Here is a 23,425-nt window from a genome sequence, read left to right as displayed (position 1 = left end):
CGTCGCGCCTACCCGGGACATGACCAGAATCGTCGTGGTCGACAATCACGGCCAGTTCACCCACCTGGAGCGGCGCGCTCTCCGGGACATGGGCGTGGAGACCGAACTGATCGACAACGACACGCCGCCCGCGGAGGTCGACGCCGACGGCATCGTGCTCTCCGGCGGCCCCGACATCGACCGCATCGGCAACTCCGCCGACTACCTCGACCTCGACGTCCCCGTGTTCGGGATCTGCCTCGGCATGCAGATCATGGCCGTCGAGCGCGGCGGCCGCGTCGGCGAGGGCGACTACGGCGGCTACGCGGACGTGGACGTCGAGATAACGGAGCCCGACGACCCGCTCGTGGGGTCGCTCGCGCCCGAGACGCGGGTGTGGGCCTCCCACGCCGACGAGGTGACCGAGGTGCCGGAGGGGTTCACCCGGACCGCGCGCTCGGACGTCTGCGAGGTGGAGGCGATCGCGAACGTTGATGAGGACCTCTACGGCGTCCAGTGGCACCCCGAGGTGGCCCACACCGCCGAGGGCGAGGAAGTGTTCGAGAACTTCGTCGCGGTCTGCGAGGACGCGTAAGGCGACCGCATCGGCACAGCGGCGGATTTTTGAGTCGCCCCGGCCACCGTTCGACCGATGACCGCCTCCCAGGGCCGACTCGCCGCCCTGTCTCGATTCATCTTCGCCGCCCCCCGCTGGCACCGGAGCCTCGCGTTCGCGGTGCTTCTCTCCGGGCTCGCGGGCGTGGCGGTGTTCGACGCCGGCGCCACGATGGAAGCCGAGTTCCGCGTCCTGCTCGTGGGCCACGACGCGTGGCAGGGGCTCGTGTTCATCGGGTTCCCCACCGTCCTCGCGGCGCTCGGCACGACCCCGGTCGACCGGGCGATGGGGGGACGGCTCACGTTCAACCGCTCGGCGCTCCTGGCGCTGGCCTGCGAGGTCATCGTCGTCACGGCCCTCCTGAGCGCCGGCCTCGTCGCGTTCGTCTTCGGACTGGCTCACGGGCTCGTTCTCGACGTGCTCGTGGTCGCGCTCGCGTCGATCTTCGCGCTCCGGCTGTTCGTCATCCTCGGCATCTCGCGCGTCTCGGTCCCTCGCGCGTGTCTGTCGGCGGGGATCCAGCCCGGCGCCGCGGCGGTGCTCGCGTTCGTCTACAGCGGGACGATCCGGCTGCTCGTCGTGGGCGACGCGCCGCTGGAGGCGTACGTCGGCTGGCTCGCGCGCGGGGAGTCGGGGCCGCCGGCGCTGCAGGCGGTCACCGTCGACCACTTCCTGCTGTTGGTCGCACTGTCGTCGGTGTACGCGGCCGCGGTCTGGGCGTTTCTCGTCGGCATCGACCGACCGTGGCGGCGAAGCCTCGGCGTCTCCGTGCTGGACTTCGTCCGCGGCTTCGTCGGCCACGTCGCGGAGGGGTCCCGCGAGCTCGAGCAGTTCTTCGAGAAGCTCGGCGAGGAGGCGATCGTCCCCGTCTCCGTCGCGTCGTTCCGGCAGTTGCCGAGAGAGGGGGCGGCCGCGGCAGGCGGCGGGGACGGCGACAGTGACGGCGCCGGCGAGGAGGGCGCGGACGCCACGCCGGGTTCGGAGAAGGCGCGGGTCGTCCTCCCGATGGTCCACCCCGGCCCGATGGGGGAGGTCGGCGGCGGCAACCTCCCGCAGCGGATCGCGGAGCGCGCTGAGGGGCTCGCGTTCGCGCCCCACGCCACCGCCGGCCACGACTTCAACCTCGTCTCGGAGCGGGAGGTCGGCCGGATCCTCGACGCCGCCGACCGCGCGCTCGACCGGATGGAGTACGGCCGCGAGGCGAGCGTTCCCGTGACCGGCGAGGTCGGCACGGCGCACACGCTCGCCCAGCGGTTCGGAAACGGCGCGTTCGCCGCCGCCACGTTCGCGCCGGAGTCGGCCGACGACGTGGCGTTCGGCGTCGGCCAGTCCGCGGCCGCCGAGCTCCGCCGGAGCGGGGTCGAGGACGTGCTGTTGGCGGACGCGCACAACTGCCACGCCGGCCTCGACGCCGCGGAGGACGGCGACCTCGGCCACGTCACGCCCGGGTCGCCGCGGTCGTACGACCTCTACGGCGCCGCCGCGCTCGCGGGCGAAGCGCTGTCCGACGCCGCGAGCGGCCCGCTGGAGCTCGGGGTCGCCCACGATCCGACCGACTGGGAGCGCGAGGAGGGGATCGGCCCCCTCGGGCTCCGAGTCGCGGTGACGCGGGTCGACGGCCGGGAGGCCGCGTACGTGCTGGTCGACGGCAACAACATGGTCCCGGGCGTCCGCGAGCGGCTGCTCGACGCGGTGACGGCCGAGACCGGCGTGGACCACGCGGAGGTGCTGACCTCGGACACGCACGCGGTCAACGTCGGGCAGGCGGACAACCGGGTCGGCGACGCCGTCGACGAGGCGGCGCTCACGGACGCCGTCGTCGAGACGGCCGCGGCCGCGCACGCCGACCTGGAGCCGGTCGCGGTCGGGACCGCCACGGAGCGGGTGACCGTCACGGTGTTCGGCAACGACCGCACGGAGACGCTGGCCTCGCAGGCGAACGCGGCGCTGTCGCTCGGTGCGGCGCTACTGGCCGCCGTGGTGCTTTGCGCGCTGGCGGTGAGTCTGCTCCTGTTCCTGTTCGCCTGACTACCGGGCGTCGCCCGGTCCGAGCCGACACGCCCGCACCGTGCGCGCGCCGCAGCCCTCGCACTCGCGTCTGTAGACGACCCGCGTTCCGGTGGTGACCGCCTCCCAGCCGGGCGACTCGTCCCGATACCCGCACTCCGCACAGACGTACGGTTCGCTGTCGTAGCGGTCCCGGAGCCTGTCGAGCGCCGTCGTGCCGCGACCCAGTACTGACATGCGGTAACACTACACAAGGAGAGGACAAAAGCGTACCGCTGGGGGCTGTGTGTCGGAAACCGCGACCAGGACGCGCCTCGACCGCGGTCAGGCGTCGAAGAGCTCGTCGACGGCGTCGGTCGCCGCCTCGACGGCCTCCTGCGCGACCGCGTCGGGGTCGTGTTCCTCGTCCGGCGCGTTGAGGTAGACGTCCACGTCGAGGACGCCGTCCTCGAAGGTGACGGTCACGTCGAGGTCCGTCACCGCGGACTGGTCGTAGTGTTTGAAGACGACGCCCTCGGCGGCCGCCGCGGCGGTCGTGACGACCTCCTCGTCGGTCGGGTCGTCGCTCGGGTCACCGCCCGATGCGTCGGTCGGATCGTCGGTCGCCATCTACGCGCCCGCGCCCGGACCGCCCGGACCCATCGGGCCGCCGCCGGCGCCGCCCTGCAGCATCTCCTGCAGCTCCTCCTGGAGGCTCTCGAACTGCTCCTGCACGCGGTCCTCCTGCTTTGTGAGCTGCTCGACGCGGACCTCCAGCGAGTCGACCTTCTCCTCGAGGTCGTCGTAGGCCGAGTCGTAGTCCGTCTCGACGAGGATGTCGCCGACCTCGCGGTACATCGTGGCGTCCTCGTCGATGTCCTCGAGCGCGTTCAGCGCCGTCTTGGCGTCGTTGAGCGCGGTCTGGGACTGCTCTTTCTGCTGGGCGACCTCCTGAGCGGTCTCCTGCAGATCCTGTAGCTCCTCGATCTTCTCCTGCGCTTCGGGCGGCATGCTACCCTGCATGGTCGAACGGATGCGTCCCGGACTGAAAAACCCCCGACTTTGCGACTCGTCCCCCATACTGCCTGAGTCGGCCGAATTTGCGGGCCTGAGTCGGTCCGACAGCGGACGTCCGGGCGAGTTCACGCGGTCCCGGCTGCGTCACTCCTCGCCCCAGCCGTAGGCCTCGTGGACGCGGCGGCCGCGGTCGTTGGCGACCGGGCCGACCACCTCGGTTATCCCGTCCAGGACCTCGGCCGAGCGCACCGCGGGCTCGCCGCGACCGGTGAACGCGGCGACCTCGTCCGAGCCGACGCTGTAGACGACGCGGCCGAGCCCCGCGTAGCGGAGCCCGCCCGCACACATCGGGCACGGCTCGGTGCTGGTGTACATGACGGTCCGCGCGCGCTCGTCGGCCGTGAACGCGCGGACGGCCTCGGCCGCGAGGTCGAGTTCGGGGTGACCGCGGACGTCGTCGTCGGTGACGACGCGGTTCTTCGCCTCCGCGACGACCTCGTCGTCCCGGACGAGCACCGTGCCGAACGGCTCGTCGCCGCGGGCGGCGGCCGCCTCCGCCAGCTCGCAGGCGCGCTCGATGTGGCGCTCGTGGGCGAAGCGCTCGAACTCCGGTTCCGCCGCCGCGTCATCCGCCGCGTCGGCCGCCGTGTCCGACTCGGGGGCCTCGTCCGTGTCTCTCACGGGGGGACCACGCGCTCGCCCCCCTTTGCGGTTGCGGCGGCGGTGGCGGTGGCGACGGCGGTGGCGGTGGCGGCGGCGGTGGCGGTTGCGGCGGCGGCGGTGGCACTGGAGCCTGGGGACTGGCCCCTCGCCGGCCGCGACCGCTCTAAAAATCCTTATCAGCGCGGGGGCGCCATCTCCACGCGACATGAGCGACCTCCCGGACGACTTCAACTGCACGATCACCAACTGGGAGTACATCTACGGCCTCTGCCGGACGGTCTCCGACCAGGTGAAGCGTGCCGAGTTCGAGCCGGACGTGGTCGTCGCGCTCGCGCGTGGTGGCTGGTTCGCGGGGCGGTGCACCTGCGACTTCCTCGGGCTGGACGACCTGACGAGCCTGAAGATGGAACACTACGTGGGCGCCGCCGAGAAGAGCGACGAGCCCACCGTCCGCTACCCGATGCCGGAAGGGAGCGTCGAGGGGAAGGACGTGCTGATCATCGACGACATCGCGGACACCGGCGGCTCGATCCGCCGGGCCCAGGAGTACGTCGAGGAGCGCAACGCCGGGGAGGTCCGCACCGCGACGCTCCAACTGCTCCGGACCTCGGAGTTCGACCCCGACTTCGTCGGCGAGCGGCTGGAGGAGTGGGCGTGGATCGTCTACCCGTGGAACTTCATCGAGGACATGATCGACCTCATCGCGGGCGTCATGGAGCGAGCGGACGAGGAGACGTTCGACCGGGAGTCGGTCCGGCACTACCTCGCGGAGTACCACAGCGTCGACCGCATCGAGATGGAGATCGCCCAGCCCGACCGGCTGACGGAGGTGCTCGCGGAGATGGAGCGCCGCGAGGTCATCGAGTCGCGAGGCCCCGACCAGTGGGCGCTCGCGGAGTGACGCCGCCCGCGGAGCCCCGGCCGTGAGCGACCCCGCAGGGGACGGCGACGCTGGCGAGGCGCCCGAAGCCGACGACGATGCGGCCATCGACGCCCTGCTCGCCACCTACGACCTGAAGGACGAGCGGCGCACGGGCTGGCAGATCCGGGGGGTCGCGGAGCCCGAAACGGTCGCGGCCCACTCGTGGGGGGTCGCCTACCTCGTGCTCGCGCTCGGGGACCGGCTGGCGGCCGACCTCGCGCCCGACGAGCCGGTCGAGCCGCTCCTCGACGAGGCGCTTCGGCTCGCCGTCGTCCACGACGCGGCGGAGGCGGCGACCGGCGACGTGGCCACGCGCGCCGATCCGGCGGCCGCGTCGGCGACGCCCGACCCCGCGGAGAAGGAGGCCGCGGAGCGCGCCGCGATGGCCGACCTCGCGGGACCGCTTCCCGACCGCGTCCGGGCGGCGTGGGAGGCCTACGAGGCCCGCGAGACGCCGGCGGCGCGGCTGGTCAAGGAGTGCGACCTGATCGACCTGTGTCTGCAGGCGCTCGCGTACGAGCGCGCGGACCAGTACGACCCGGCGGCGGGCGAACCGGACGCGTTCGCGGCCTACGACGACCTCGACGAATTCTTCGCGACCGCGGAGCCGCGGCTCCGGACCGACGCCGGACGCACGCTCGTCGCCCGGATCCGGGAGCGCTACGAGGCGGCGAAGGGGGACTCGGACGCCGGTGCCGACGGCGACGGGGCGACCGACGCCGGGGGCGAGAAGGACCCGGGTGACCGCTCGTGAACGCGCTCCTCGGGGTGTTCGCGTCCGCGGTCCTCCCCGTGGTCGCCATCGCCGCGGCCGGGTTCCTGTTGGGGCGCGTCAGGGACGTCGAGCCGGGGCCGCTCAACACCGTGACGGTGTACGTGCTCGCGCCCGCGCTGGTGTTCCACAGCCTCGCCACGTCGACGCTCGCGGCGGGAACGCTGGCGCGGGTGGCGGTCGGCGTCGTCGCGTTCACGCTCGCGATGGCGGCCGTCGCCGAGGGGGTCGGTCGGATCCGGGGGACCGAGGAGCCGCTCTTGAGCGCGCTGCTGCTCGTCGCCGTCTTCTCGAACTCGGGCAACCTCGGCATCCCGGTCTCGGACTTCGCGTTCGGCGAGACGGGGCGCAGCACCGCGGTGCTGTTCCTCTCGGTGCAGGCGGTGCTGATGTACACCGTGGGCGTGTACGTCGCCTCCCGGTCGGGCGGCGCGTCGGGACTCGACGGCCTCAAGCGCGTCGTCCGGCTCCCGCTGGTGTACGCGGTCGCGGGCGCGCTGCTCGCCCGCGGAGCCGGCGTGGTCCCGCCCGCTGAAGCCGCCTCGATGGAGGCCGTCGGGCTGGTCGGCGACTCCGCCATCCCGGTGATGCTGATCGTCCTCGGGCTCCAGCTCGCGCGGACCGACTACGCGGCCGCGGTCTCGAAGGCCGGGGTCGGATCCGCGCTCAAGCTCCTCGTCGCGCCCGCGGTCGGGCTGGCGGTCGCACATCTCGTCGGCTTCTCCGACCCCACGGTGGCGCGCGTGTTCGTGCTGGAGACCGCGATGCCCGCGGCGATCACGCCCGTCATCCTCGTCGCGGAGTTCGCGGGGAACCGGGACCTCGGCGGGATCTCGGTCCCGGAGTACGTCTCGACGGTCGTGCTGGTGACGACGCTCCTCTCGATCCCGCTTCTGACGGTGCTGATCGTCGCCCTGCAGTCGGGCGTCCTCATCTGAAGGGCGGTCGGCCGCGACTGCGGAACGGGCCGTCCCCTACCACGCCTCGCCGGAGGCCAGGTCCACGTCCGCGTCGAGCTTCGAGGAGGGGCAGATGTCGGCCAGCACGCAGTCGCCGCAGTCCGGGTTCCGGGCGGTACAGACCGCGCGCCCGTGGTCGATCAGGAGGTGCGTGTACTGCTGCCAGTGCGCCTCGGGCACGATCTCGAGCAGTTCCTGCTCGATCGCCTCGGGGCGCTCTGCTTCCGCGATCCCGAGCCGGCGCGAGATGCGCTGGACGTGCGTGTCGACCACGATCCCCTCGACGACGTCGTGGCCGTGCTGGAGGACGACGTTGGCGGTCTTGCGGCCGACGCCCATCAGGTCGGTCAGCTCGTCCATCGTGTCCGGCACCTCGCCGTCGTGCTCCTCGGCGATGTCCCGGCAGGCCGACCGGATGTACTTCGCCTTGTTGTTGTAGTAGGTGATCGAGTCGATGTCCGCGGCGAGTTCCTCCTGGTCGGCCTCGGCGTAGTCCTCGGGCGTCTCGTACTTCTCGAACAGGTCCGCACACACCGCGTTCACGCGCTCGTCGGTGCACTGCGCCGAGAGGATCACGGCGATGAGCAGCTCCAGCCGGTTCGAGTAGTTGAGCGAGATGGTCGAGTCGGGGTACTCCTCGTAGAGCCGGTCGATGACCTCCTCGGCCTGCTCTTTCGGCGTCTCCAGCGGCGTTCCCATACCGGCACCTTCGCGCGGCGGATGTTGAACGGTTCGGAGTCGGCGGCCGGCACGTTCACCTCGGTTGCGCTCACAGAACGAGTGTGACCGACCGTTCGTCGCCCGCGATTCCCATCTACCGCCGCCGCCCGCGCGAGTTCTACGCGCTGTGGATCCTCGCGACGACCACGTACGGCGTCGGCGACATCGTCACCACGGTCGCGCTGGTGTGGTTCGTCCCGGCGCTCGTCGAGGGCAATCCCCTCGTCGCGTTCGCCATCGAGCGCGTGGGACTCGCCGGGCTGGTCGCCGTCAAACTCGTCGGCTTCGGGGTCATGGTGTGGATCAGCGTCGTCGGCGGCCGCGAGGACGACGCGCTGGTCTACTACTTCGGACCGGGGCTGTTGACCCTGTTCGGGCTCGCCGTCACCGCGAACAACCTGCGGCTGCTGTTCGCAGTTTGACGACCGAGCGGCACAGTCGCGGGGAGCTACGTCGCGAGCTCCTCGCTGTCGACGCGATACACCGTTACGGTCTCCGTTTCGTACGCCACCTCGATGCCCGCGAACCGGTCGAAGGAGACGTCGCCGTAGCGGTCGCGCTCGGTCGGCCCGACCCAGACGTAGTCGACCCCGTACTCCCGGAGAGCGGCCACGCGCTCGGCGTCCGAACCGGCGTACGCCCGGTCGACGGCGGCGACCCGTTCGGTGTAGGCCTCGCGGCCGCGGTAGCCCACCTCGTGTGACCACCCCGCGACGGTGGGGATCCCCGTCAGGCTCGAGGCGGGGTTGGCGCGCCAGGTGTAGATGCCCGGCTCACCGGGGTTCGCGGCGAGTCCCTCGGGGGAGTAGCTCGCCCCGGGCGCCTCCAGCAGGGTATCCCGGTGGGTCGCCTCCTCGTCGAGCCAGTCGATGGCGGCCGCCTCGGACGGATGCTCCGCCTCGACGAACGCGGTCGCGTCCAGCGTCCCGGCGTCGTGGACCGCGGCGTGCTGCCCGAGCGCCATCGGGGCGTAGGGAGCGGTCGCGAGCAGCAGCAGCGCGACGAGCGCGCGGGCGAGGGTGCGGTCCGTCGGCAGCCGCGCCCGGATGTCGCCGAGCGCGTCAGCGGTCCGCTCCGCGGCGGCGCTCCCGCGGCGGGTCGCGGCGTCGACGGCGCTGGTCGTGACCCGGAAACCGGTCGCCCACAGCTCCGCGAGCACGACCCCGGCCGCGGTCGCCCACAGCGCCCACACCTGCGCGTACACCTTGAACACGGTGTTCATCCGGCCGGGGCCCGCCTCCTCGACGACGAAGACGACCTCGACGAGCCCGATGAGTCCCGCGCCGCCGACGATCAGCGCCGTCTCGAAGCCGACGCCGCGGTCCAGCCGGAACGCGGCCCACCCGAGCGCGAGCAGCGGGACGACGACCGCGAACGCCGGGAGCCCCGCCGCCAGCGACGCGACCGCGACCGCGGCGGCCCCCGCGAGGACGAGGAGGACCTCACGCAACGCCCCGTCGGCGATCCGGCCCACCAGGTACGCCCCGAACGCCGCCAGAAAGGCTCCGTGGACGAGGAGCAGGGGCGTGAGCGCCGACCGCATCTCGGCCGCGAGCAGCGCCGGCTCCTGCCCGCTGCTGGCGCCGAGCAGGAACGGCGCCCCGAGCACGCCCGCCCCGACGGCCGCGACGCCGGTCGCGAGGAGGGCGCCGCCGGTACGTGCGACCTCCGTCGCCGCGAGCCCCTCGCCGAGGGCGCCCCGCAGTCGTGCGGCGAGCGCCTCGCCGCGGGGCAACAGTGACAGCGGCGCCGCGGGCGCGAACGTCAGCGTCAGCCAGAGCAGGCCGAGCGTCGTCGCCACGTCCCAGGTGTGGACCACGACCTGCAGTCCGCCGAGGACGGGGACGGCGCCGAACGCGAGCAGGCGCCGCCGCCGGAGGCGCTCCGCCGGCGTCTCCCAGTAGGCGTACGCCAGCGCCGCGGCCAGAAGCAGGAACGGCGCGCCCATCATGTGCGCGTGGAGGTCGCCGTTGAGGAAGCCGAAGAAGGGGAACTCGTTTATCGTCCCCGGGATCACCCGGCTGGCGGTCCAGTAGTGGAACCCCTCGACCCCCGCCAACAGGTCGTCCGGGGAGACGCGCGTCCCGCGCGTGAGGCGGTGGGCCACGGGTTCGGCCAGCGCGTTCGGGAGGGCGGCGACCGCGAGCCTGGCCGCCGACACGAGGTTTCCGGCCACGGCGACCAGGAACGCGCCCGCGAACCCGGCCCGGAGCCCGTGGTCCGCGGCGTCGTCGCCGTCGACACCCCGACCGCGCGCGCGACCGGCGGCGACCGCCCGGGCGAGCTCGAACGCCGCCGCCGCCAGCGTCGCGTAGAACCCGGCGAGCGCGAGGTTGTACGCGTACGAGGGTGGCGTCCCCGCCAGCCGGGTCAGGAGGGCGGCCGCGAGGTGGCCGCCGTAGTAGTAGTTCACCGTCTCGCCGGCGAACCACACGTCGTAGGGGGGCAGCGACTCCGCGCGCAGGAGGCTCCGCAACAGCCCGTAGTCGAGGAACTTCTCTCCCCCGGCTGCGGTCACCGCAGGGTCGGCGCTCCGGACCGCCACGAGTAGCAGGAACGCGGCCGCGAACACCGCCGCGGGCGCGGTCAGGTCCCGGCGCCGCGGGCGCGACCGGTCGTCGGCGAGCCGGTCGCCCGCGAGGCGAACCTCCCCGCGACGGAGCGCGGCGCGGTCGAGTCCGACCAGCGCCGAGACCGCGACGAGGCCGGCCAGCGCGACCCACAGCGTGTGTCGGCCGTAGCTGACGCGGCCGGTCCAGTAGCCGACGACGGTGAGCGTCGCGAGCGCGACCGCGGGCGCGAGCCCGGCGCCGTATCCCGGGAATCGGGGGAACAGCCGGGCACAGAGGGGGAACGCCAGCGCCGAGAGGGCCGCGAACGCGAGGAGCCACCAGCCGACGAGGAGGTACTCCATGTCCGCCCCAGACACGCCGCGGGGCATACCTCTTCGGGTTCCGGGTCGCCTCGCTCCCCGGTCTCGCGTGGAGTCAAACGCCTTTTATCCGGTCCCGAGGTACGCCCACGCATGTCGTCCAGTCTCGGGATCGTGGTCCCCGCGTTCCGGCCGGACGCCGAGCGCCTCGGGCGGTACGTCCGGGCGCTCGACGAGCGGCTGGCCCCCGAGACGATCCGGATCGAACTCGACGACCCGGAGCCGGGGGTCGTCGACGCGCTCGCGGCCCTACCGGCGACGGTCCACGCGGTCGACCGCCGTCGCGGGAAGGGCGCGGCGGTGACGGCCGGCTTCGAGGCGCTCGCGACGGACGCGTACGTCTTCGTGGACGCCGACGGCGCCACGCCCGCGGACGCGGTCGCCGAGGTCGTCGCCCCGGTGCTGTCCGGGAGCGCGGACGTGGCGGCGGGCTCGCGGCGGCACCCCGACGCGACGGTCTCGGACCACCAGACGGTGTTCCGCCGGCTGCTCGGCGACGGCTTCGCGTGGCTGGCCCGGCGCCTGCTCGACGCGACGCTGTACGACTACCAGTGTGGCGCGAAGGCGATCACGGCCGACGCGTGGGCCGGCGTCCGCGACCACCTCTACGAGCCGGGGTTCGCGTGGGACATCGAGTTCCTCGCGGTCGCGGCCGCGCTCGACTACCGCATCGCGGAGGTGCCCGTGGCGTGGGAGGACAAGCCCGGGTCGACGGTCTCCCCCGTCCGCGACACGCTGGACATGGCGCGCGGGCTGTTCGTCGCCAGACACCGCGCCCGACTCATCCGCGAGGACCGGCTCCACCGCCTGCTCGACCGCGGCGACGGCGCGGCGCTCGTCGCGAGCGAGAGGTCCACCGACGGCGACGGGACCGGCGGTGACCCCCGATGAGCGGCGGGTCGGAGGACGCGGAGGCCGACGGGACCGTCGCGACGCTGGCGTCGGGGACGCGGTTCGGCCAGTTCGTCTCCGTCGGCGTGGTCGGCTTCGGCTTCGACATCGTCACCTCGACCGCGCTGGAGGCGCTCGGCGTCTTCCCGGAACTGGCCGCGTTCGTCGGGATCGAGGTCGCGGTCGTCGTGATGTTCCTGCTCAACGACCGCGTGACGTTCGCGGAGGAGGGGCTCGCCGGAGTCGGGCCGACACTGCGCCGGCTGGCGAAGTCGAACCTCGTCCGCGCGGGCGGGATCGCGGTCCAACTGCTCGTGTTCACGGCGCTGTATCGGGGGATCGCCCTGCCGGTGAGCGTCTCCGGGATCGACCTCTGGTTCGTCGCCTCGCGGGCGGGAGGCGTCGGCGTCGGCATGCTCGTCAACTACGTCGCGGAGAGCCTGCTCACGTGGCGCGTGACCGCGGACCGCTGAGGTGAGACGGCGGCGCCGATCGCGGCCCTCGATCCCCGGCAGAAACTGGCATACGGCAGGGGGATCGGAACCCTTAACCGTGAAACCCGTGTTTGCCATGATAGCGGGATGGGATAGCCAGGAGATTCCGCCGGGCTCATAACCCGGAGATCGGTAGTTCAAATCTACCTCCCGCTACTTCTCCTGACGACGCTACGACCCACAGTCGGCGGGCCGTCCGCCGGCGAATACCATTCCTTATCAGTATGGGCGCCCTTCGTTTTGCCATGAGCGACGAGTCAAGCGGGCGGCGGGACCTCCGCATGCCCAACGACGACCAGGTGTTCGCGGTCGTGACCAACATGCTCGGTCACAGCCGCGTGCGCCTGCGCTGTGCCGACGGCAAGGAGCGAATGGGGCGGATCCCCGGCCGCATGAAGTACCGGAACTGGATCAACGAGGGCGACGTGGTCCTGGCCGAGCCGTGGTCCTGGCAGGACGAGAAGGCCGACATCGAGTGGCGCTACGACAGCTCCGCGGCGGACCAGCTCCGCCGCGAGGGCCACATCGAATAGCCGGAATCGACCGACCGCAACCCACGCTTCTCGCGTTTCCGATCTTCTGGAGCTCCAGCGATAGCGTTTCGAATCGTGAGATGGGTTGAACGAGAGCGATACTGGGTCTACTACGTGCGTTGTTCTATTTTTCTGTCAGAAGATGGTGTTTCTGTGTCTGTTGCAGGTCCTGCTGCTCTAGACAGCAACGTCTAGAAAGCCCCAGCCGGCTCGACCGGCCGCGAGACGCCCTGCGCTCCTCGCTCTCAGCTTGGCGAGACAAACCGCGTCTCGCTAGCCTCCAGCGTGCAGTGGCGCGCTGGAGACACAGCCCGCTGCGGTGCTTGAGGCCTCGGGGCCGGATCGAGCCGGCTGCCCCTTTCAGCCCCACCCACCGCACCGCCCCGCAACCGCCCCGCAGGCCTCGCACCTCCCCAGCCTCGGCGGCGGCGCGGCCGCGAACCACACCGTAATGCGGCCGCGCCACCGCCTCCCTCGCGCGGTCGCGGCGACACGCTCCGCGGTCGCCGCGGCGCGCGCCGACCGCACAGCACCGCACCGCCGCGAGTTTCAGAAATGTGGGAGTTCTAGTTCGGCCTGTAACACTCAGTATCGCAGATGATCGGAAAATCGCCGGGCGCGTAAATCGGGCCTACGGGAGTCGGAGCGGCGAGAGCCCATGATCCACGCCTATTTATGTGTCGCATACGGATCCTCACGTAACCGAAAGGGTGCCGTCCCCGAGCGGACCTCCACGACGGACGGGGCGGCCCTCCGCGGACGCGACCGTTGCGCGGACCGGCCGACCGTTCCAGAGGGACTCCGGGACGGCCCCTGATCGGAGGACACTATGGAAATCGAGATCGCGACAATCGGCGGTTACGAGGAAGTCGGACGGCAGATGACGGCAGTGCGCGCGGACGACGACGTGGTCGTCTTCGACATGGGGCTGAACCTGAGCAAGGTCCTGATCCACGACGACGTGGAGACGGAGAACATGCACAGCCTCGACCTGATCGACATGGGCGCCATCCCGGACGACCGGCTCATGCAGGAGCTCGGCGGCGAGGTCCAGGCCATCGTCCCCACGCACGGCCACCTCGACCACATCGGCGCCATCCCGAAGCTCGCGCACCGCTACGACGCGCCCGTCGTCGCCACGCCGTTCACCATCGAACTGATCAAGGACTCGCTGGAGTGGGAGCGCAAGTTCACGCTGGACAACGACCTGGTGAAGATGCGCGCCGGCGGCACGATGCCCATCGGCGACTCCGGGAACCTGGAGATGGAGTTCGTCAACGTCACCCACTCCACCATCGAGGCGATCAACCCCGTCCTCCACACGCCGGAGGGCGCGGTCGTCTACGGGCTCGACAAGCGCCTGGACCACACGCCGACGCTCGGCGACCCCATCGACATGGACCGGTTCGCGGAGATCGGCAGCGAGGGCGACGGCGTCCTCTGTTACATCGAGGACTGCACGAACGCGAACCGCAAGGGCCGCACCCCCAGCGAGAAGGTCGCGCGCTCGGAGCTCCGCGACGCGCTGATGAGCATGCAGGACTACGACGGCGGCATCGTCGCCACGACGTTCGCGTCCCACGTCGCGCGGGTCACGTCGCTCATCGAGTTCGCACAGGAGATCGGTCGCGAACCCGTGCTTCTGGGCCGCTCGATGGAGAAGTACTCCGGGACGGCGGAGCGGCTCGGCGTCCCCTTCCCCGACGACCTGGGGATGTACGGCCACCGCAAGTCCGTCGACCGCGCGTTCAAGCGGATCATGAACGAGGGTAAGGAGAACTACCTCCCGATCGTCACCGGTCACCAGGGCGAGCCGCGCGCGATGCTCACCCGGATGGGCCGCGGCGAGACCCCCTACGAACTGGAGGACGGCGACAAGGTCGTCTTCTCGGCGGGCATCATTCCGGAGCCGACCAACGAGGGGCAGCGCTACCAGGCGGAGTCGCTCCTCCGGATGCAGGGCGCCCGCATCTACGACGACATCCACGTCTCCGGTCACCTGAGCCAGGAGGGTCACTACGAGATGCTCCAGACGCTCCAGCCGGAACAGATCATCCCCGCCCACCAGAACCTCAAGGGCCTCTCGGGCTACGTCGACCTCGCCAAGAGCCAGGGGTACAAGCAGGGGCGTGACCTCCACGTCTCCGCGAACGGCAACATCGTCCAGATCACGGAGTAACGCCGGTCACGCCCGGCGAGCCGAGACCGTTCGACCGCTCGACGACCGGTCCCGGTTCGGCAACCGTTTTCTCGCCGCCGCACCAACGACCAGCGAATGCCGGACCTCACGGACACGCCCGGGATCCACCACGTCACCGGGATCGCGGGCGCGGCCGCCGACAACGCCGCCTTCTACGCGGGGACGCTGGGACTCCGCTTTCTGACGCGCACGGTCAACTTCGAGGACATGCTGGCGTACCACCTCTACTACGGCGCGCCGGACGGTCGCCCGGGGAGCGTTCTCACGTTCTTCCCGTACGGTGAGGCCGCGGACCCCGGCCGCGTCGGGAAGCCGCAACCGGCGGCGACCGCGCTCGCGGTCCCCGAGGGCTCGCTCGACTACTGGGCGGACCGCCTCCGCGACCGCGGGGTCGCGGTCGAGGGGCCGACCGACCGCTTCGACGAACGCGCGCTCCGGTTCGCGGACCCGGACGGCACCCGCCTCGAACTGGTCACGACGGGGAGTTCGGTGCCGCCCGAGACCGAGGGGCCGGTGCCGGAAGCGCACGGGATCCGCGGGATCTCGGGCGTCTCCCTACTGTCGGTGAATCCCTACGCCACCGCGGGCGCGCTGGAGACGCTCGGCTTCGAGCGCGTCGGGCAGGAGGGCGACCGCGTGCGGTACCGAGCGACGGGGGAGGCGCGTCGAGCGGTCGGCACCGACGGCGCGAACGGCGAGACGACCGCCCCCGCCCGGATCGTCGACGTGCTCGACAGAAGCGCCGACTTCGGTCGCGAGGGGCCGGGAACCTACCACCACCTCGCGGTGCGAGCGCCCGACGTCGAGGAACTGTACGCGTGGCACGACCTGTTTCGCGAGCGCGAGTACGACGTCTCGCGCGTCAAGGACAGACACTTCTTCCACTCGCTGTACGTCCGCGAACCCGGCGGGATCCTGATCGAGATCGCCACGGACCCGACCCCCGGCGAGGGCGTCGCACGCGGCCCGCGCGGGGACGAGGGGCTCTACCTGCCCCCGCGGTTCGCCGAGGACCGCGACCTGATCGAGGACCAGTTGCCGCCCATCGACCTTCCCGCGGAAGTCCACCGACCGTGACGGGAAACGGCTCCGCTCCGGACGATGGAGAACGGGTTCTCGGAGAGACCGATCCGCACGGCGAGGAGCCCCTGTTGACCGCCGGCGCGCCCGCCGCCGCCGCCGAGGTCGCGGTCGTCCTGCTCCACGGACGCGGCGCGACCGCACAGGGGATCATCAACCTGTTCGACCCCGCCTACCGCCACGGGGTGGCGTTCCTCGCGCCGGCGGCGGAGCGAAGCCGGTGGTACCCGGCGGCGTTCGACGCGCCGCGGGCGGCGAACGAACCGCACCTCACGAGCGCAGTCGGTCGCGTCCGGGACGCGGTCGAGACGGCGGCGGTCGCCGGGGTCCCTCCGGAGCGCACCGTCGTCGTCGGCTTCTCGCAGGGCGCCTGCGTGGCCGCGGAGTTCGCGGCGCGGGACCCCCGGGAGTACGGCGGCGTCTTCGTCCTCGCCGGCGCGCTTCCGGGGAGCAGCGCGGAGGAACGCCGCGTCGACGGGTCGCTCTCCGGTACGCCGACCTTCCTGGGGTGTAGCGACGACGACCCGCACGTCCCCGTCGACCGCGTGCGCGAGACGGCGGCGACGTTCGAGGCGGCGGGCGCGGCCGTTACCGTCGACGTGGCGGCGGGGGAGGGTCACGCGGTCACGGAGGCGTCGTTCGACGCGCTCTCGGCGCGGCTGTCGGCGCTCCTCGACGCGGACTGACGATCCCGAAGGGGCCGGCGTTCACACCGGCGCCGAAAACCCGTCGCCCGATCCGTGCGAGTCAAAGGGGCGGATCGTCTCGGACGGATATGGAGGTTCTCGCCCGGCTGCTGGCCCTGCTGGTCCTGCTGCTCGTCGGCACCGGGCTCCGGGTCGGCGGCGTCCTCGACGCGACGCGGACCGCGCGCCTGAACGCGGTCGCCTACTACGTCGCGCTGCCGGCGCTGATCTTCGTCGCGACCTACGACCAGTCGGTGCTGGCGGTGGTGACGCCCGCCCTGCTCGCCGGCGTCGTCCTCGTGCTGCTGGGGACGGCAGCGGTCGCGTGGGCGGTGAACCGGCACCGCGCGTCGCCGGCGCGTCGGAGCGTCGCGGTCGTGCAGTCGTACCACTCGAACCTCGGCTACCTCGGGGTGCCGCTGATCGCCGCGACGTTCGACGCGGAGGTGACCGCGGTCGCGAGCGTGATCCTCGGGATCGGCGCGCTCGTCCAGGTGCCGTTGACGGTCACGCTGCTGTCGGTGGTCAACGGGTCCGACGCGAACGTTCTCGGCGAACTCGCCGGCCTCGCGCGCAACCCGGTCCTGATCGCGCTCGTGGCCGGGATCGCGGTCGGCACGGCGGACCTCGCGGTCCCGGCCGCCGCCGCGACCGGCCTCGACTGGCTCGGGTCGCTGGCGCTGCCGCTGGCGCTGTTGTGCGTCGGCGCCTCGCTCGACGTGGACGCCCCCGAGATCGACCTCGGCGCGACCGGGTCGGTCGTGGCCATCAAGACCCTGGTGATGCCCGCCATCGCGGTGGCCGTCTTCGCGGGGTTCGGCGTCGACGCGGCCACCTTCACCGCCGCGGTGCTCATGCTCGGGATGCCGACCGCGGTGTCGACGTACGTCTTCGCGACCGAACTCGGCGGCGACGCGGAGTTCGCCTCGCTCAACGTGTTCGTCACCACCCTCGCGTCGGTCGCGTCGCTGTTCGTCCTGATCGAACTCGTGGGGTGACTGCCACCCCCGCAGTCGCCGAGTCGCTCGACGAACCGAGCACCGTCTCCGACGCGCAGGGTAACGTCCCGGTCACCTCGCCACTTACACTCGCGGGGTTCGATCGGTCGAACATGACCACCGCCGACCACGGGACTGGGCCGACGAACGAGGTCCCGGCCGCGTTCGAGCGCGTCCGCGAGCACGCGTTCCACCCCGTCGACGAGGACAGTTTCACGGTCGACCGCGACCTCGGGGAGCACGGCATCGCGGCCCTCGACGACGGGGACTGGCGCGTCAGGCTGCTGGCGGTCCGCGACCTCGTCCGCGCCGGCACCGACGCGGCGGGGGCGATCGCCGCGGGACTCAAGGCCGACGACGTGCAGGTGCGCACCGTCGCCGCGACGGCGCTCGGCGTCCTGCGCGCGGCGGAGGCGGTACCGGCGCTCGAAGAAGTGGTCCGTGAGGACCCCGACCCGCTGGCGCGCTCCGCGGCGGTCGTCGCGCTCGGCCGGATCGGCGCGGAGGAGTCCCTCGGCCTGCTCCGAGACCGGGGGAAGAACGACGACTCGAGGGACGTGCGCCACCAGGCCGAACTCGCCGTCGACCGGATCGCGAAGGGCGCGGTCGCCGAGGACGAGTTGGCCGAGGCCTTCCGCGCGCTGGACCCCGACGCCTTCGGCCGGCTCTCGGCGGGTGACGAGGCGCCCGAGTTCTCGCTTCCGACCGTCGGCGGCGAGGAGTGGCGGCTCTCGGAGCACGTCGGCGACGGCTGGACCGTCCTGATCTGGGTGTTCGCGGACTGGTGTCCGGTCTGTCACCGCGAGTTCGACGAGCTGATCGAGTTGCGCGAGGCGTTCGCGGACGCGGACGTCTCCGTCGCGACCGTCGAGTGCCACGAGCGCTACCGCGGCAGCGTGATGGTCGGCCGCGAACTGGAGCCCGAGTACTGGTTCGCCGACGAGCCGTTCGTCGAGGCGTACGCCGACGAGGTGTGGTGGCCGCACCTGCTCGACCGGGCGGGCGCGGTGGGGGCGCGGTACGGCGTCGACCCGATGGCCTTCGCGGTCCACGCGGAGTACATCAACCGTCCCGCGACCGTCGTGGTCGACCCGAGCGGGACCGTCCGCTTCGCGTACTACGGCACCTTCTGGGGCGACCGCCCCTCCGTCGCGGAGACGCTGGAGATGGTCCGGGACGAGGAGTTCTCGTTCGAGCACGAGGAACGCCGGAAGCCCCCCGGCGAGGAGACCGAGCCGCGATGAGCGACGACGGCCTGCTGGGGTCGCTCACGTTCGTCGGCCTGGTGAGCCTCTGCTGTCTGGGGCTCGGCGGGATCGTCGGCGGGGCGGCCGTCGGCGGCGGAACCGCCTCGGTCAGCGCCTTCTCGACCGGCGCGACCGGCGTCCGCGGCGCGCTCGTCACCGGGGTCGTGACGGCGCTCGCGCTCCTGCTCGTCGCCGGCGCGGTCAGACTGCGGTCCTGACGGCGGGTCCGGCGTCGTCCGCCTATCCCGTCGCCGACGCGGCAACGCCTCCTCAGTCCTCCTGCGGCTCGGTCAGGTGTTCGAGTCCCCAGTCGCGCATCGCCACGATCACCGGCTCCAGCGAGCGGCCGCGCTCCGTCAGCGAGTACTCGACCCGGAACGGCTTCTCGCTCACGACGGCGCGGTCCACGAAGCCGTTCTCCTCCAGGTCGTCGAGCACGTCCGACTGGACCTTTCCGGAGATGCCGTCGACCTCCTCCTTGAGCGCGTTGAACCCGAGCGGGCCGTTCTCCAGCAGGCGATGAATGACGACCGGATGCCACTTCTTGCCGATGAGGGTGGCGGTCGTGGTGATCGGGCACCAGTCCTCGCCCGCACACCAGACCGCCATCTCGGCGTCCGTGTCGGCCATACCGGCCCTTCGCGTGCCACCGATTTATAGTTACTTCGCACAACCGGGTTACAGGCGGTAACCGCAACGGTGCGCGGGGATCGATGGGGAGATCCGGATCACTCCTCGTCAGTCACCTTCCCGTCCGCACGGTCGCGCTCGCGGGCCGCCGGGTCGCGGTCGGTCGGGTCGCCGTGGCCGCCGCCGCCCGGCGTGCGGACGGTGACGACCGCGCCGGCGGGCACGTCGCGCGTCGTCTTGGCGGGGACCGGCTCGCCGTCGATCAGGTTCTCGCCGACGGCGCCGTCCGCGCCGCCCGCGAGTCCGGGCGGACCGACGCGCCGGCGCTCGGTCAGGAGGGAGACGGACGCGGGGACCTCGACGCGGACCGCGCGCTCGATGCCGAGGCCGCCGCGGTGCGCGCCGTCGCCGCCGGAGTCGGACCGGAGCGCGTAGCGCTCGACGCGGAGCGGGTACTCCGCCTCCAGGGCCTCGACCGGCGTGTTGAGCGTGTTGGTCATGCCGACCTGCACGCCGTCCATCCCGTCCGCCGCGGGGCGGCCGCCGAACCCGCCGCCGATGGTCTCGTAGTAGCCGAACGAGTCCGCGCCCCGTGCGCCGATGATGAGGTTGTTCATCGTCCCCTGTCCGGCCGCCGGGACGCGGTCGGGCGCGGCCTCGGCGAACGCCGACAGCACCACGTCCGTGACGCGCTGGCTCGTCTCCACGTTTCCGCCGACGACCGCGGCCGGCGGGTCGGGGTTCAGCAGGCTCTCCTCGGGGACGGACACCTCGACGGGGTCGTAACACCCCTCGTTGGGCGGGATCTCCGGGTCGGTCACGCAGCGCACGACGAAGTAGACCGCGCTCGTCGCGACCGCGAGCGGCGCGTTCACGTTGCCGGGCACCTGGTCGGCGGTGCCCGAGAAGTCGACCGCGATCCGGTCGCCGTCGACGGTCACCGCGGCGCGAACCGGGATCTCGTCGTCGGTGACGCCGTCGCCCTCCAGCACGTCCGCGGCCTCATACGTCCCGTCCGGGAGGGCGGCGATCGCGTCGGTCATGCGTTCCCGGGAGTAGTCGATCACGGCGTCGAAGGCGGCCGCGACGGTCGCGCGGCCGTGGTCGGCCACGAGGTCCGCGAGGCGCTCGTCCGCGCGGTCGTTGGCGGCGATCTGCGCCCGGAGGTCCGCGCGGCGCTCGTCGGCGTTCCTGACGTTCGCCAGCAGGATGCCCATCACGTCCGGATTTATCTCGCCGTCGACGACCAGCGGTACCGGCGGGAGCCGAAGCCCCTCCTCGTACACCTCGCGCGCGCCGGCGGGCATGCTCCCGGGCGTGGACCCGCCCACGTCCGCGTGGTGGGCGCGCGAGACGGCGTAGCCGAGGACTTCGCCCTCGACGGTCACCGGCGAGACCATCGTCACGTCGGGGAGGTGCGTCCCCCCCGCGAAGGGGTCGTTGAGCACGTACACGTCCTCGGGACCGGGATCCTCCGCGAGGACGGCCTCGACCGCGGCCGGCATCGCCCCGAGGTGGACGGGGATGTGCTCCGCCTGCGCGACCATGCGGCCGTCGGCGTCGAACAGCGCCGTCGAGCAGTCGCGCCGCTCCTTGATGTTCGGGGAGTAGGCGCCGCGGATCAGGGTCCCGCCCATCTCCTCGGCGACGCCCTCCAGCTGGTTCCGGAGGATCTCCAGCTCGACCGGGTCGAGCGCGGTCCGTTCAGACATCGCCGGCACCTCCGGCGGCGTCCGTCTCGGCACCGGAGCCGTCGCCGTCGCTCGCCATGTGGAGCGTCCCGTCGGGGAGCACCGTCCCGGTCCAGCCGGGCGGCACGACGACCGTCGTCTCCGCCTGCTCCAGGACGGCCGGCCCCTCGACCGCGCCGTCGACCGGCAGCGCGTCACGGTCGTAGACCGGCGTTTCGTGGCCCTCCTCGGGTTCCGGATCGTCTTCCTCGGCCACCGACGCCGCGTCCCCTCCCGACGCCGCGAAGTGGGCGGTTCTGGTCCCGGTCCGCGCGACCGCGACGGACTCCCCGCCGACGTAGCCGGGGTCGACGGGCGTCGTCTCGCCCGCGGCGGTGGCCCGGAGGTTCACCAGCTCCACGGGGTCGTCCATCCGGTACCCGTACGTCGCCTCGTGGGACGCCTCGAACCGCTCCGCGGTCGTCGCCGGGTCGAACGCCGGCCCCTCGACGGGGACGGTCAGCTCGAAGCTCTGGCCCGCGTACCGGCAGTCGGCCGCGAACTCGACCGGCGGGTCGCCGACCGCGCGGTCGCGCACGTCCGCCGCCAGATCCGCCAGCACGTCCGCGACAGCGTCGGGGTCGACGGACGACAGCGCCTCGCGGCGCGTCCGCACGGCGTCGTGTTTCTCGCCGGCCGCGAGCAGCCCCGACGCCGAGAGCACGCCGCCCGCGTAGGGGACGAGCACGTCGGTCATCCCGAGGTCCGCGGCGAGCGCGGCGGCGTGCATCGGACCGGCGCCGCCGAACGCCGCCAGCGCGAAGCCCCGGGGGTCGTGGCCCCGTTCGACGGTGACGCTCCTGATCGCGCGCGCCATGTTCGCGTTCGCGACCCGATAGATCCCGCGGGCGGCCGCGAGCGGGCCGTCCAGGTCCGCCTCCCGCGCGAGCCGGGCGCAGGCGTCGCGGGCGGCGGTCACGTCGAGCGCCAGTTCGCCGCCGAGCGCGGACCCCGCGCCGATGTAGCCGAGGACGACGTTCGCGTCGGTGACCGTCGGCTCCGTGCCGCCCTTCCCGTAACAGGCGGGACCGGGGTCCGCGCCGGCCGATCGGGGGCCGACGCGGAGCGCCCCGCCGCCGTCGACCCACGCGACGGAGCCGCCGCCGGCGCCGACCGTCTCCACGTCGACCATCGGCACGCCGACCGGTCGGCCGTTTATCTCCGCCTCCGTGGTGCGCTCCGCCTCGCCGTCGCGGACGAGGCTCACGTCGCTGGAGGTGCCGCCCATGTCGAAGGTGACGAGGTCGTCGAACGGGACCCCGAGCGCGCCCGCGCCGACGACGCCCGCCGCGGGGCCCGACATCGCGGTCGTCACCGCGCGCTCGCGGACCGCGTCCGCGCTCGCGATGCCGCCGTTCGCCTGCATGATCCGCGGTTCGGGGACGCCCGCCGCCGCGGCGCGCTCCGTGAGGTTCCCCACGTAGCGGTCGATGGCGGGCGCGACGTACGCGTCGACGACGGTCGTCGAGGTGCGCTCGTACTCGCGGAACTCCCCGAGCACCTCGTGGGAGACCGACACCGGCACGTCCAGTTCCTCGCGGAGCACCCGCGCGACCGTCGCCTCGTTGTCGGGGTGAGCGTACGCGTGCAGCAGCGAGACGGCGACGGCCTCCACGTCCTCGTCCGCGTCCGCGATGGCGGCCGCGACCGCCCGAGCGTCCGCGGGAGCGGCCGGGATTTCGACCCCCTCAGTCGTCGCGCGTTCCGGGAGTTCGAAGCGTCGCCGCCGCGGGACCAGGGGATCGGGCTTCTCGGCGTCGAGGTCGTACAGCGCGGGGCGGTCCTGCCGACCGATCTCCAGCACGTCGCGGAAGCCCGCCGTCGTGACGAGCGCGGTCGTCGCGCCGTCCTCCTCCAGCAGCGCGTTGACGGAGACGGTCATCGCGTGGGTGAACGACCCGATCGCGGCCGGGGGCACCTCGGCCTCGTCGCAGGCCTTCTCGATGCCGGCCATCACGCCGACGCTCTGGTCGTCCGTGGTGGGGACCTTCGCGGTCGTGAGTCGCCCGTCGTGGACGAGCGCCACGTCGGTGAACGTGCCGCCGACGTCGACGCCGACCCGAGTGTCGGTCACGGCGCCGCCTCCGGTTCCTGACTCATCGCTCGTGGCTCCGCGGTCGAGGGAGGAAAACCTGTCCCACGCGGTCGAACCGACCGCGAGGTCGCGGGGCGTCGAACAGCGTCGAGGAACGCACGAGTGGACAGAAGAGCCGACCGTCGCCGGCCTCCCGGGGCCGGCACCGCATGGCAGCAGCCTGGAGTTGCAGGTAGGGTGACGCGCCGCGGCGAGCACCGTCCGAGCGCGTCGAAGTCGCGGTCGCGATGGGTCCCGCGGACCCGGCCCGAGCGACCGCTCGCGTCATGTGCCTG

Annotated in this window: 24 protein-coding genes and 1 tRNA gene; 16 read left to right on the top strand and 9 right to left on the bottom strand. The window is 72.4% G+C overall.

Annotated features, from left to right (window positions below):
- The first annotated feature begins 19 nt into the window (after nucleotides 1-19).
- Both ACZ432_RS09765 and ACZ432_RS09760 read left to right on the top strand, forming a co-directional pair.
- On the top strand, nucleotides 20-574 hold the full coding sequence (locus ACZ432_RS09765) for a GMP synthase subunit A (RefSeq protein ID WP_426962487.1): 555 nt from the start codon (nucleotides 20-22) through the stop codon (nucleotides 572-574).
- A 57-nt stretch (nucleotides 575-631) separates the two neighbouring features.
- Entirely contained in the window at nucleotides 632-2,623 is a 1,992-nt protein-coding gene (locus tag ACZ432_RS09760) for a DUF2070 family protein (RefSeq protein ID WP_426962488.1), read from the top strand.
- Here ACZ432_RS09760 and ACZ432_RS09755 read toward each other — a convergent pair whose 3' ends face one another.
- From ACZ432_RS09755 to ACZ432_RS09740, 4 genes are all read right to left on the bottom strand, one after another.
- Nucleotides 2,624-2,839 (bottom strand): HVO_0649 family zinc finger protein, encoded by a 216-nt coding sequence (locus tag ACZ432_RS09755; RefSeq protein WP_426962489.1) that lies wholly within the window; start codon nucleotides 2,837-2,839, stop codon nucleotides 2,624-2,626.
- A gap of 87 nt (nucleotides 2,840-2,926) precedes the next feature.
- Nucleotides 2,927-3,211, bottom strand: coding sequence for a DUF3194 domain-containing protein (locus ACZ432_RS09750; RefSeq protein ID WP_426962490.1), 285 nt, complete (start codon nucleotides 3,209-3,211; stop codon nucleotides 2,927-2,929).
- Nucleotides 3,212-3,604, bottom strand: coding sequence for a prefoldin subunit beta (locus ACZ432_RS09745; protein ID WP_426962491.1), 393 nt, complete (start codon nucleotides 3,602-3,604; stop codon nucleotides 3,212-3,214). It abuts the gene before it with no gap.
- A gap of 138 nt (nucleotides 3,605-3,742) precedes the next feature.
- Nucleotides 3,743-4,177 (bottom strand): nucleoside deaminase, encoded by a 435-nt coding sequence (locus ACZ432_RS09740; RefSeq protein ID WP_426962782.1) that lies wholly within the window; start codon nucleotides 4,175-4,177, stop codon nucleotides 3,743-3,745.
- Between the two features lie 289 nt (nucleotides 4,178-4,466).
- Here ACZ432_RS09740 and ACZ432_RS09735 point away from each other — a divergent pair, with 289 nt between their 5' ends.
- The 3 genes from ACZ432_RS09735 to ACZ432_RS09725 are packed head-to-tail and all read left to right on the top strand — an operon-like array spanning nucleotide 4,467 to nucleotide 6,893.
- Nucleotides 4,467-5,162: a phosphoribosyltransferase gene (locus tag ACZ432_RS09735; protein WP_426962492.1), complete on the top strand. Its 696-nt coding sequence runs from the start codon at nucleotides 4,467-4,469 to the stop codon at nucleotides 5,160-5,162.
- A gap of 22 nt (nucleotides 5,163-5,184) precedes the next feature.
- Entirely contained in the window at nucleotides 5,185-5,937 is a 753-nt protein-coding gene (locus ACZ432_RS09730) for an HD domain-containing protein (RefSeq protein WP_426962493.1), read from the top strand.
- Nucleotides 5,934-6,893 carry an AEC family transporter gene (locus tag ACZ432_RS09725; RefSeq protein ID WP_426962494.1) on the top strand — a complete coding sequence of 320 codons (960 nt, stop codon included), beginning with the start codon at nucleotides 5,934-5,936 and terminating at the stop codon, nucleotides 6,891-6,893. The genes ACZ432_RS09730 and ACZ432_RS09725 overlap by 4 nt, the downstream gene beginning before the upstream one ends.
- Before the next feature lie 36 nt (nucleotides 6,894-6,929).
- Here ACZ432_RS09725 and nth read toward each other — a convergent pair whose 3' ends face one another.
- Nucleotides 6,930-7,613 (bottom strand): endonuclease III, encoded by a 684-nt coding sequence (gene nth / locus ACZ432_RS09720; protein WP_426962495.1) that lies wholly within the window; start codon nucleotides 7,611-7,613, stop codon nucleotides 6,930-6,932.
- Nucleotides 7,614-7,696: 83 nt separating this feature from the next.
- On the opposite strand from nth, the gene ACZ432_RS09715 reads away from it, so the two are divergent.
- Nucleotides 7,697-8,056: a hypothetical protein gene (locus ACZ432_RS09715; RefSeq protein ID WP_426962496.1), complete on the top strand. Its 360-nt coding sequence runs from the start codon at nucleotides 7,697-7,699 to the stop codon at nucleotides 8,054-8,056.
- Between the two features lie 26 nt (nucleotides 8,057-8,082).
- Here ACZ432_RS09715 and ACZ432_RS09710 read toward each other — a convergent pair whose 3' ends face one another.
- Nucleotides 8,083-10,548, bottom strand: coding sequence for a DUF2298 domain-containing protein (locus ACZ432_RS09710; protein WP_426962497.1), 2,466 nt, complete (start codon nucleotides 10,546-10,548; stop codon nucleotides 8,083-8,085).
- A gap of 111 nt (nucleotides 10,549-10,659) precedes the next feature.
- On the opposite strand from ACZ432_RS09710, the gene ACZ432_RS09705 reads away from it, so the two are divergent.
- The 10 genes from ACZ432_RS09705 (at nucleotide 10,660) to ACZ432_RS09660 (ending at nucleotide 18,913) form a co-directional block, all read left to right on the top strand.
- The gene (locus tag ACZ432_RS09705) at nucleotides 10,660-11,457 is read left to right on the top strand and encodes a glycosyltransferase (protein WP_426962498.1); all 798 of its coding nucleotides are present in this window, start codon (nucleotides 10,660-10,662) and stop codon (nucleotides 11,455-11,457) included.
- The gene (locus ACZ432_RS09700; RefSeq protein WP_426962499.1) at nucleotides 11,454-11,930 is read left to right on the top strand and encodes a GtrA family protein; all 477 of its coding nucleotides are present in this window, start codon (nucleotides 11,454-11,456) and stop codon (nucleotides 11,928-11,930) included. The genes ACZ432_RS09705 and ACZ432_RS09700 overlap by 4 nt, the downstream gene beginning before the upstream one ends.
- A 102-nt stretch (nucleotides 11,931-12,032) precedes the next feature.
- Nucleotides 12,033-12,107: transfer RNA gene (locus ACZ432_RS09695), tRNA-Met, on the top strand.
- 89 nt (nucleotides 12,108-12,196) lie between these two features.
- Entirely contained in the window at nucleotides 12,197-12,484 is a 288-nt protein-coding gene (eif1A, locus tag ACZ432_RS09690; protein WP_426962500.1) for a translation initiation factor eIF-1A, read from the top strand.
- A gap of 829 nt (nucleotides 12,485-13,313) precedes the next feature.
- Nucleotides 13,314-14,663: an RNase J family beta-CASP ribonuclease gene (locus ACZ432_RS09685; protein WP_426962501.1), complete on the top strand. Its 1,350-nt coding sequence runs from the start codon at nucleotides 13,314-13,316 to the stop codon at nucleotides 14,661-14,663.
- Nucleotides 14,664-14,759: 96 nt separating this feature from the next.
- Nucleotides 14,760-15,761, top strand: coding sequence for a VOC family protein (locus ACZ432_RS09680; RefSeq protein WP_426962502.1), 1,002 nt, complete (start codon nucleotides 14,760-14,762; stop codon nucleotides 15,759-15,761).
- Nucleotides 15,758-16,450 carry an alpha/beta hydrolase gene (locus ACZ432_RS09675; protein ID WP_426962503.1) on the top strand — a complete coding sequence of 231 codons (693 nt, stop codon included), beginning with the start codon at nucleotides 15,758-15,760 and terminating at the stop codon, nucleotides 16,448-16,450. The genes ACZ432_RS09680 and ACZ432_RS09675 overlap by 4 nt, the downstream gene beginning before the upstream one ends.
- An 89-nt stretch (nucleotides 16,451-16,539) precedes the next feature.
- Entirely contained in the window at nucleotides 16,540-17,448 is a 909-nt protein-coding gene (locus ACZ432_RS09670) for an AEC family transporter (protein WP_426962504.1), read from the top strand.
- 113 nt (nucleotides 17,449-17,561) lie between these two features.
- On the top strand, nucleotides 17,562-18,692 hold the full coding sequence (locus tag ACZ432_RS09665; RefSeq protein ID WP_426962505.1) for a HEAT repeat domain-containing protein: 1,131 nt from the start codon (nucleotides 17,562-17,564) through the stop codon (nucleotides 18,690-18,692).
- Nucleotides 18,689-18,913, top strand: a complete 225-nt coding sequence (locus ACZ432_RS09660) for a hypothetical protein (protein WP_426962506.1) — start codon at nucleotides 18,689-18,691, stop codon at nucleotides 18,911-18,913. The genes ACZ432_RS09665 and ACZ432_RS09660 overlap by 4 nt, the downstream gene beginning before the upstream one ends.
- Nucleotides 18,914-18,965: 52 nt before the next feature.
- Here the strand turns inward: ACZ432_RS09660 and ACZ432_RS09655 are convergent, their stop codons facing one another.
- From ACZ432_RS09655 to ACZ432_RS09645, 3 genes are all read right to left on the bottom strand, one after another.
- Nucleotides 18,966-19,325 (bottom strand): winged helix-turn-helix transcriptional regulator, encoded by a 360-nt coding sequence (locus ACZ432_RS09655; protein ID WP_426962507.1) that lies wholly within the window; start codon nucleotides 19,323-19,325, stop codon nucleotides 18,966-18,968.
- 98 nt (nucleotides 19,326-19,423) lie between these two features.
- Nucleotides 19,424-21,037 carry a hydantoinase B/oxoprolinase family protein gene (locus tag ACZ432_RS09650; RefSeq protein ID WP_426962508.1) on the bottom strand — a complete coding sequence of 538 codons (1,614 nt, stop codon included), beginning with the start codon at nucleotides 21,035-21,037 and terminating at the stop codon, nucleotides 19,424-19,426.
- A complete protein-coding gene (locus ACZ432_RS09645; protein ID WP_426962509.1) occupies nucleotides 21,030-23,129 on the bottom strand; it encodes a hydantoinase/oxoprolinase family protein in 2,100 nt (699 codons plus the stop codon). Before ACZ432_RS09645 ends, ACZ432_RS09650 begins: the two co-directional genes overlap by 8 nt.
- Nucleotides 23,130-23,425 lie beyond the last annotated feature (296 nt).

This window comes from Haloparvum alkalitolerans, from assembly GCF_055381565.1.
The sequence above is the reverse complement of the archived record's forward strand: the minus strand, read 5'-3'. Positions and strand labels throughout refer to the sequence as shown.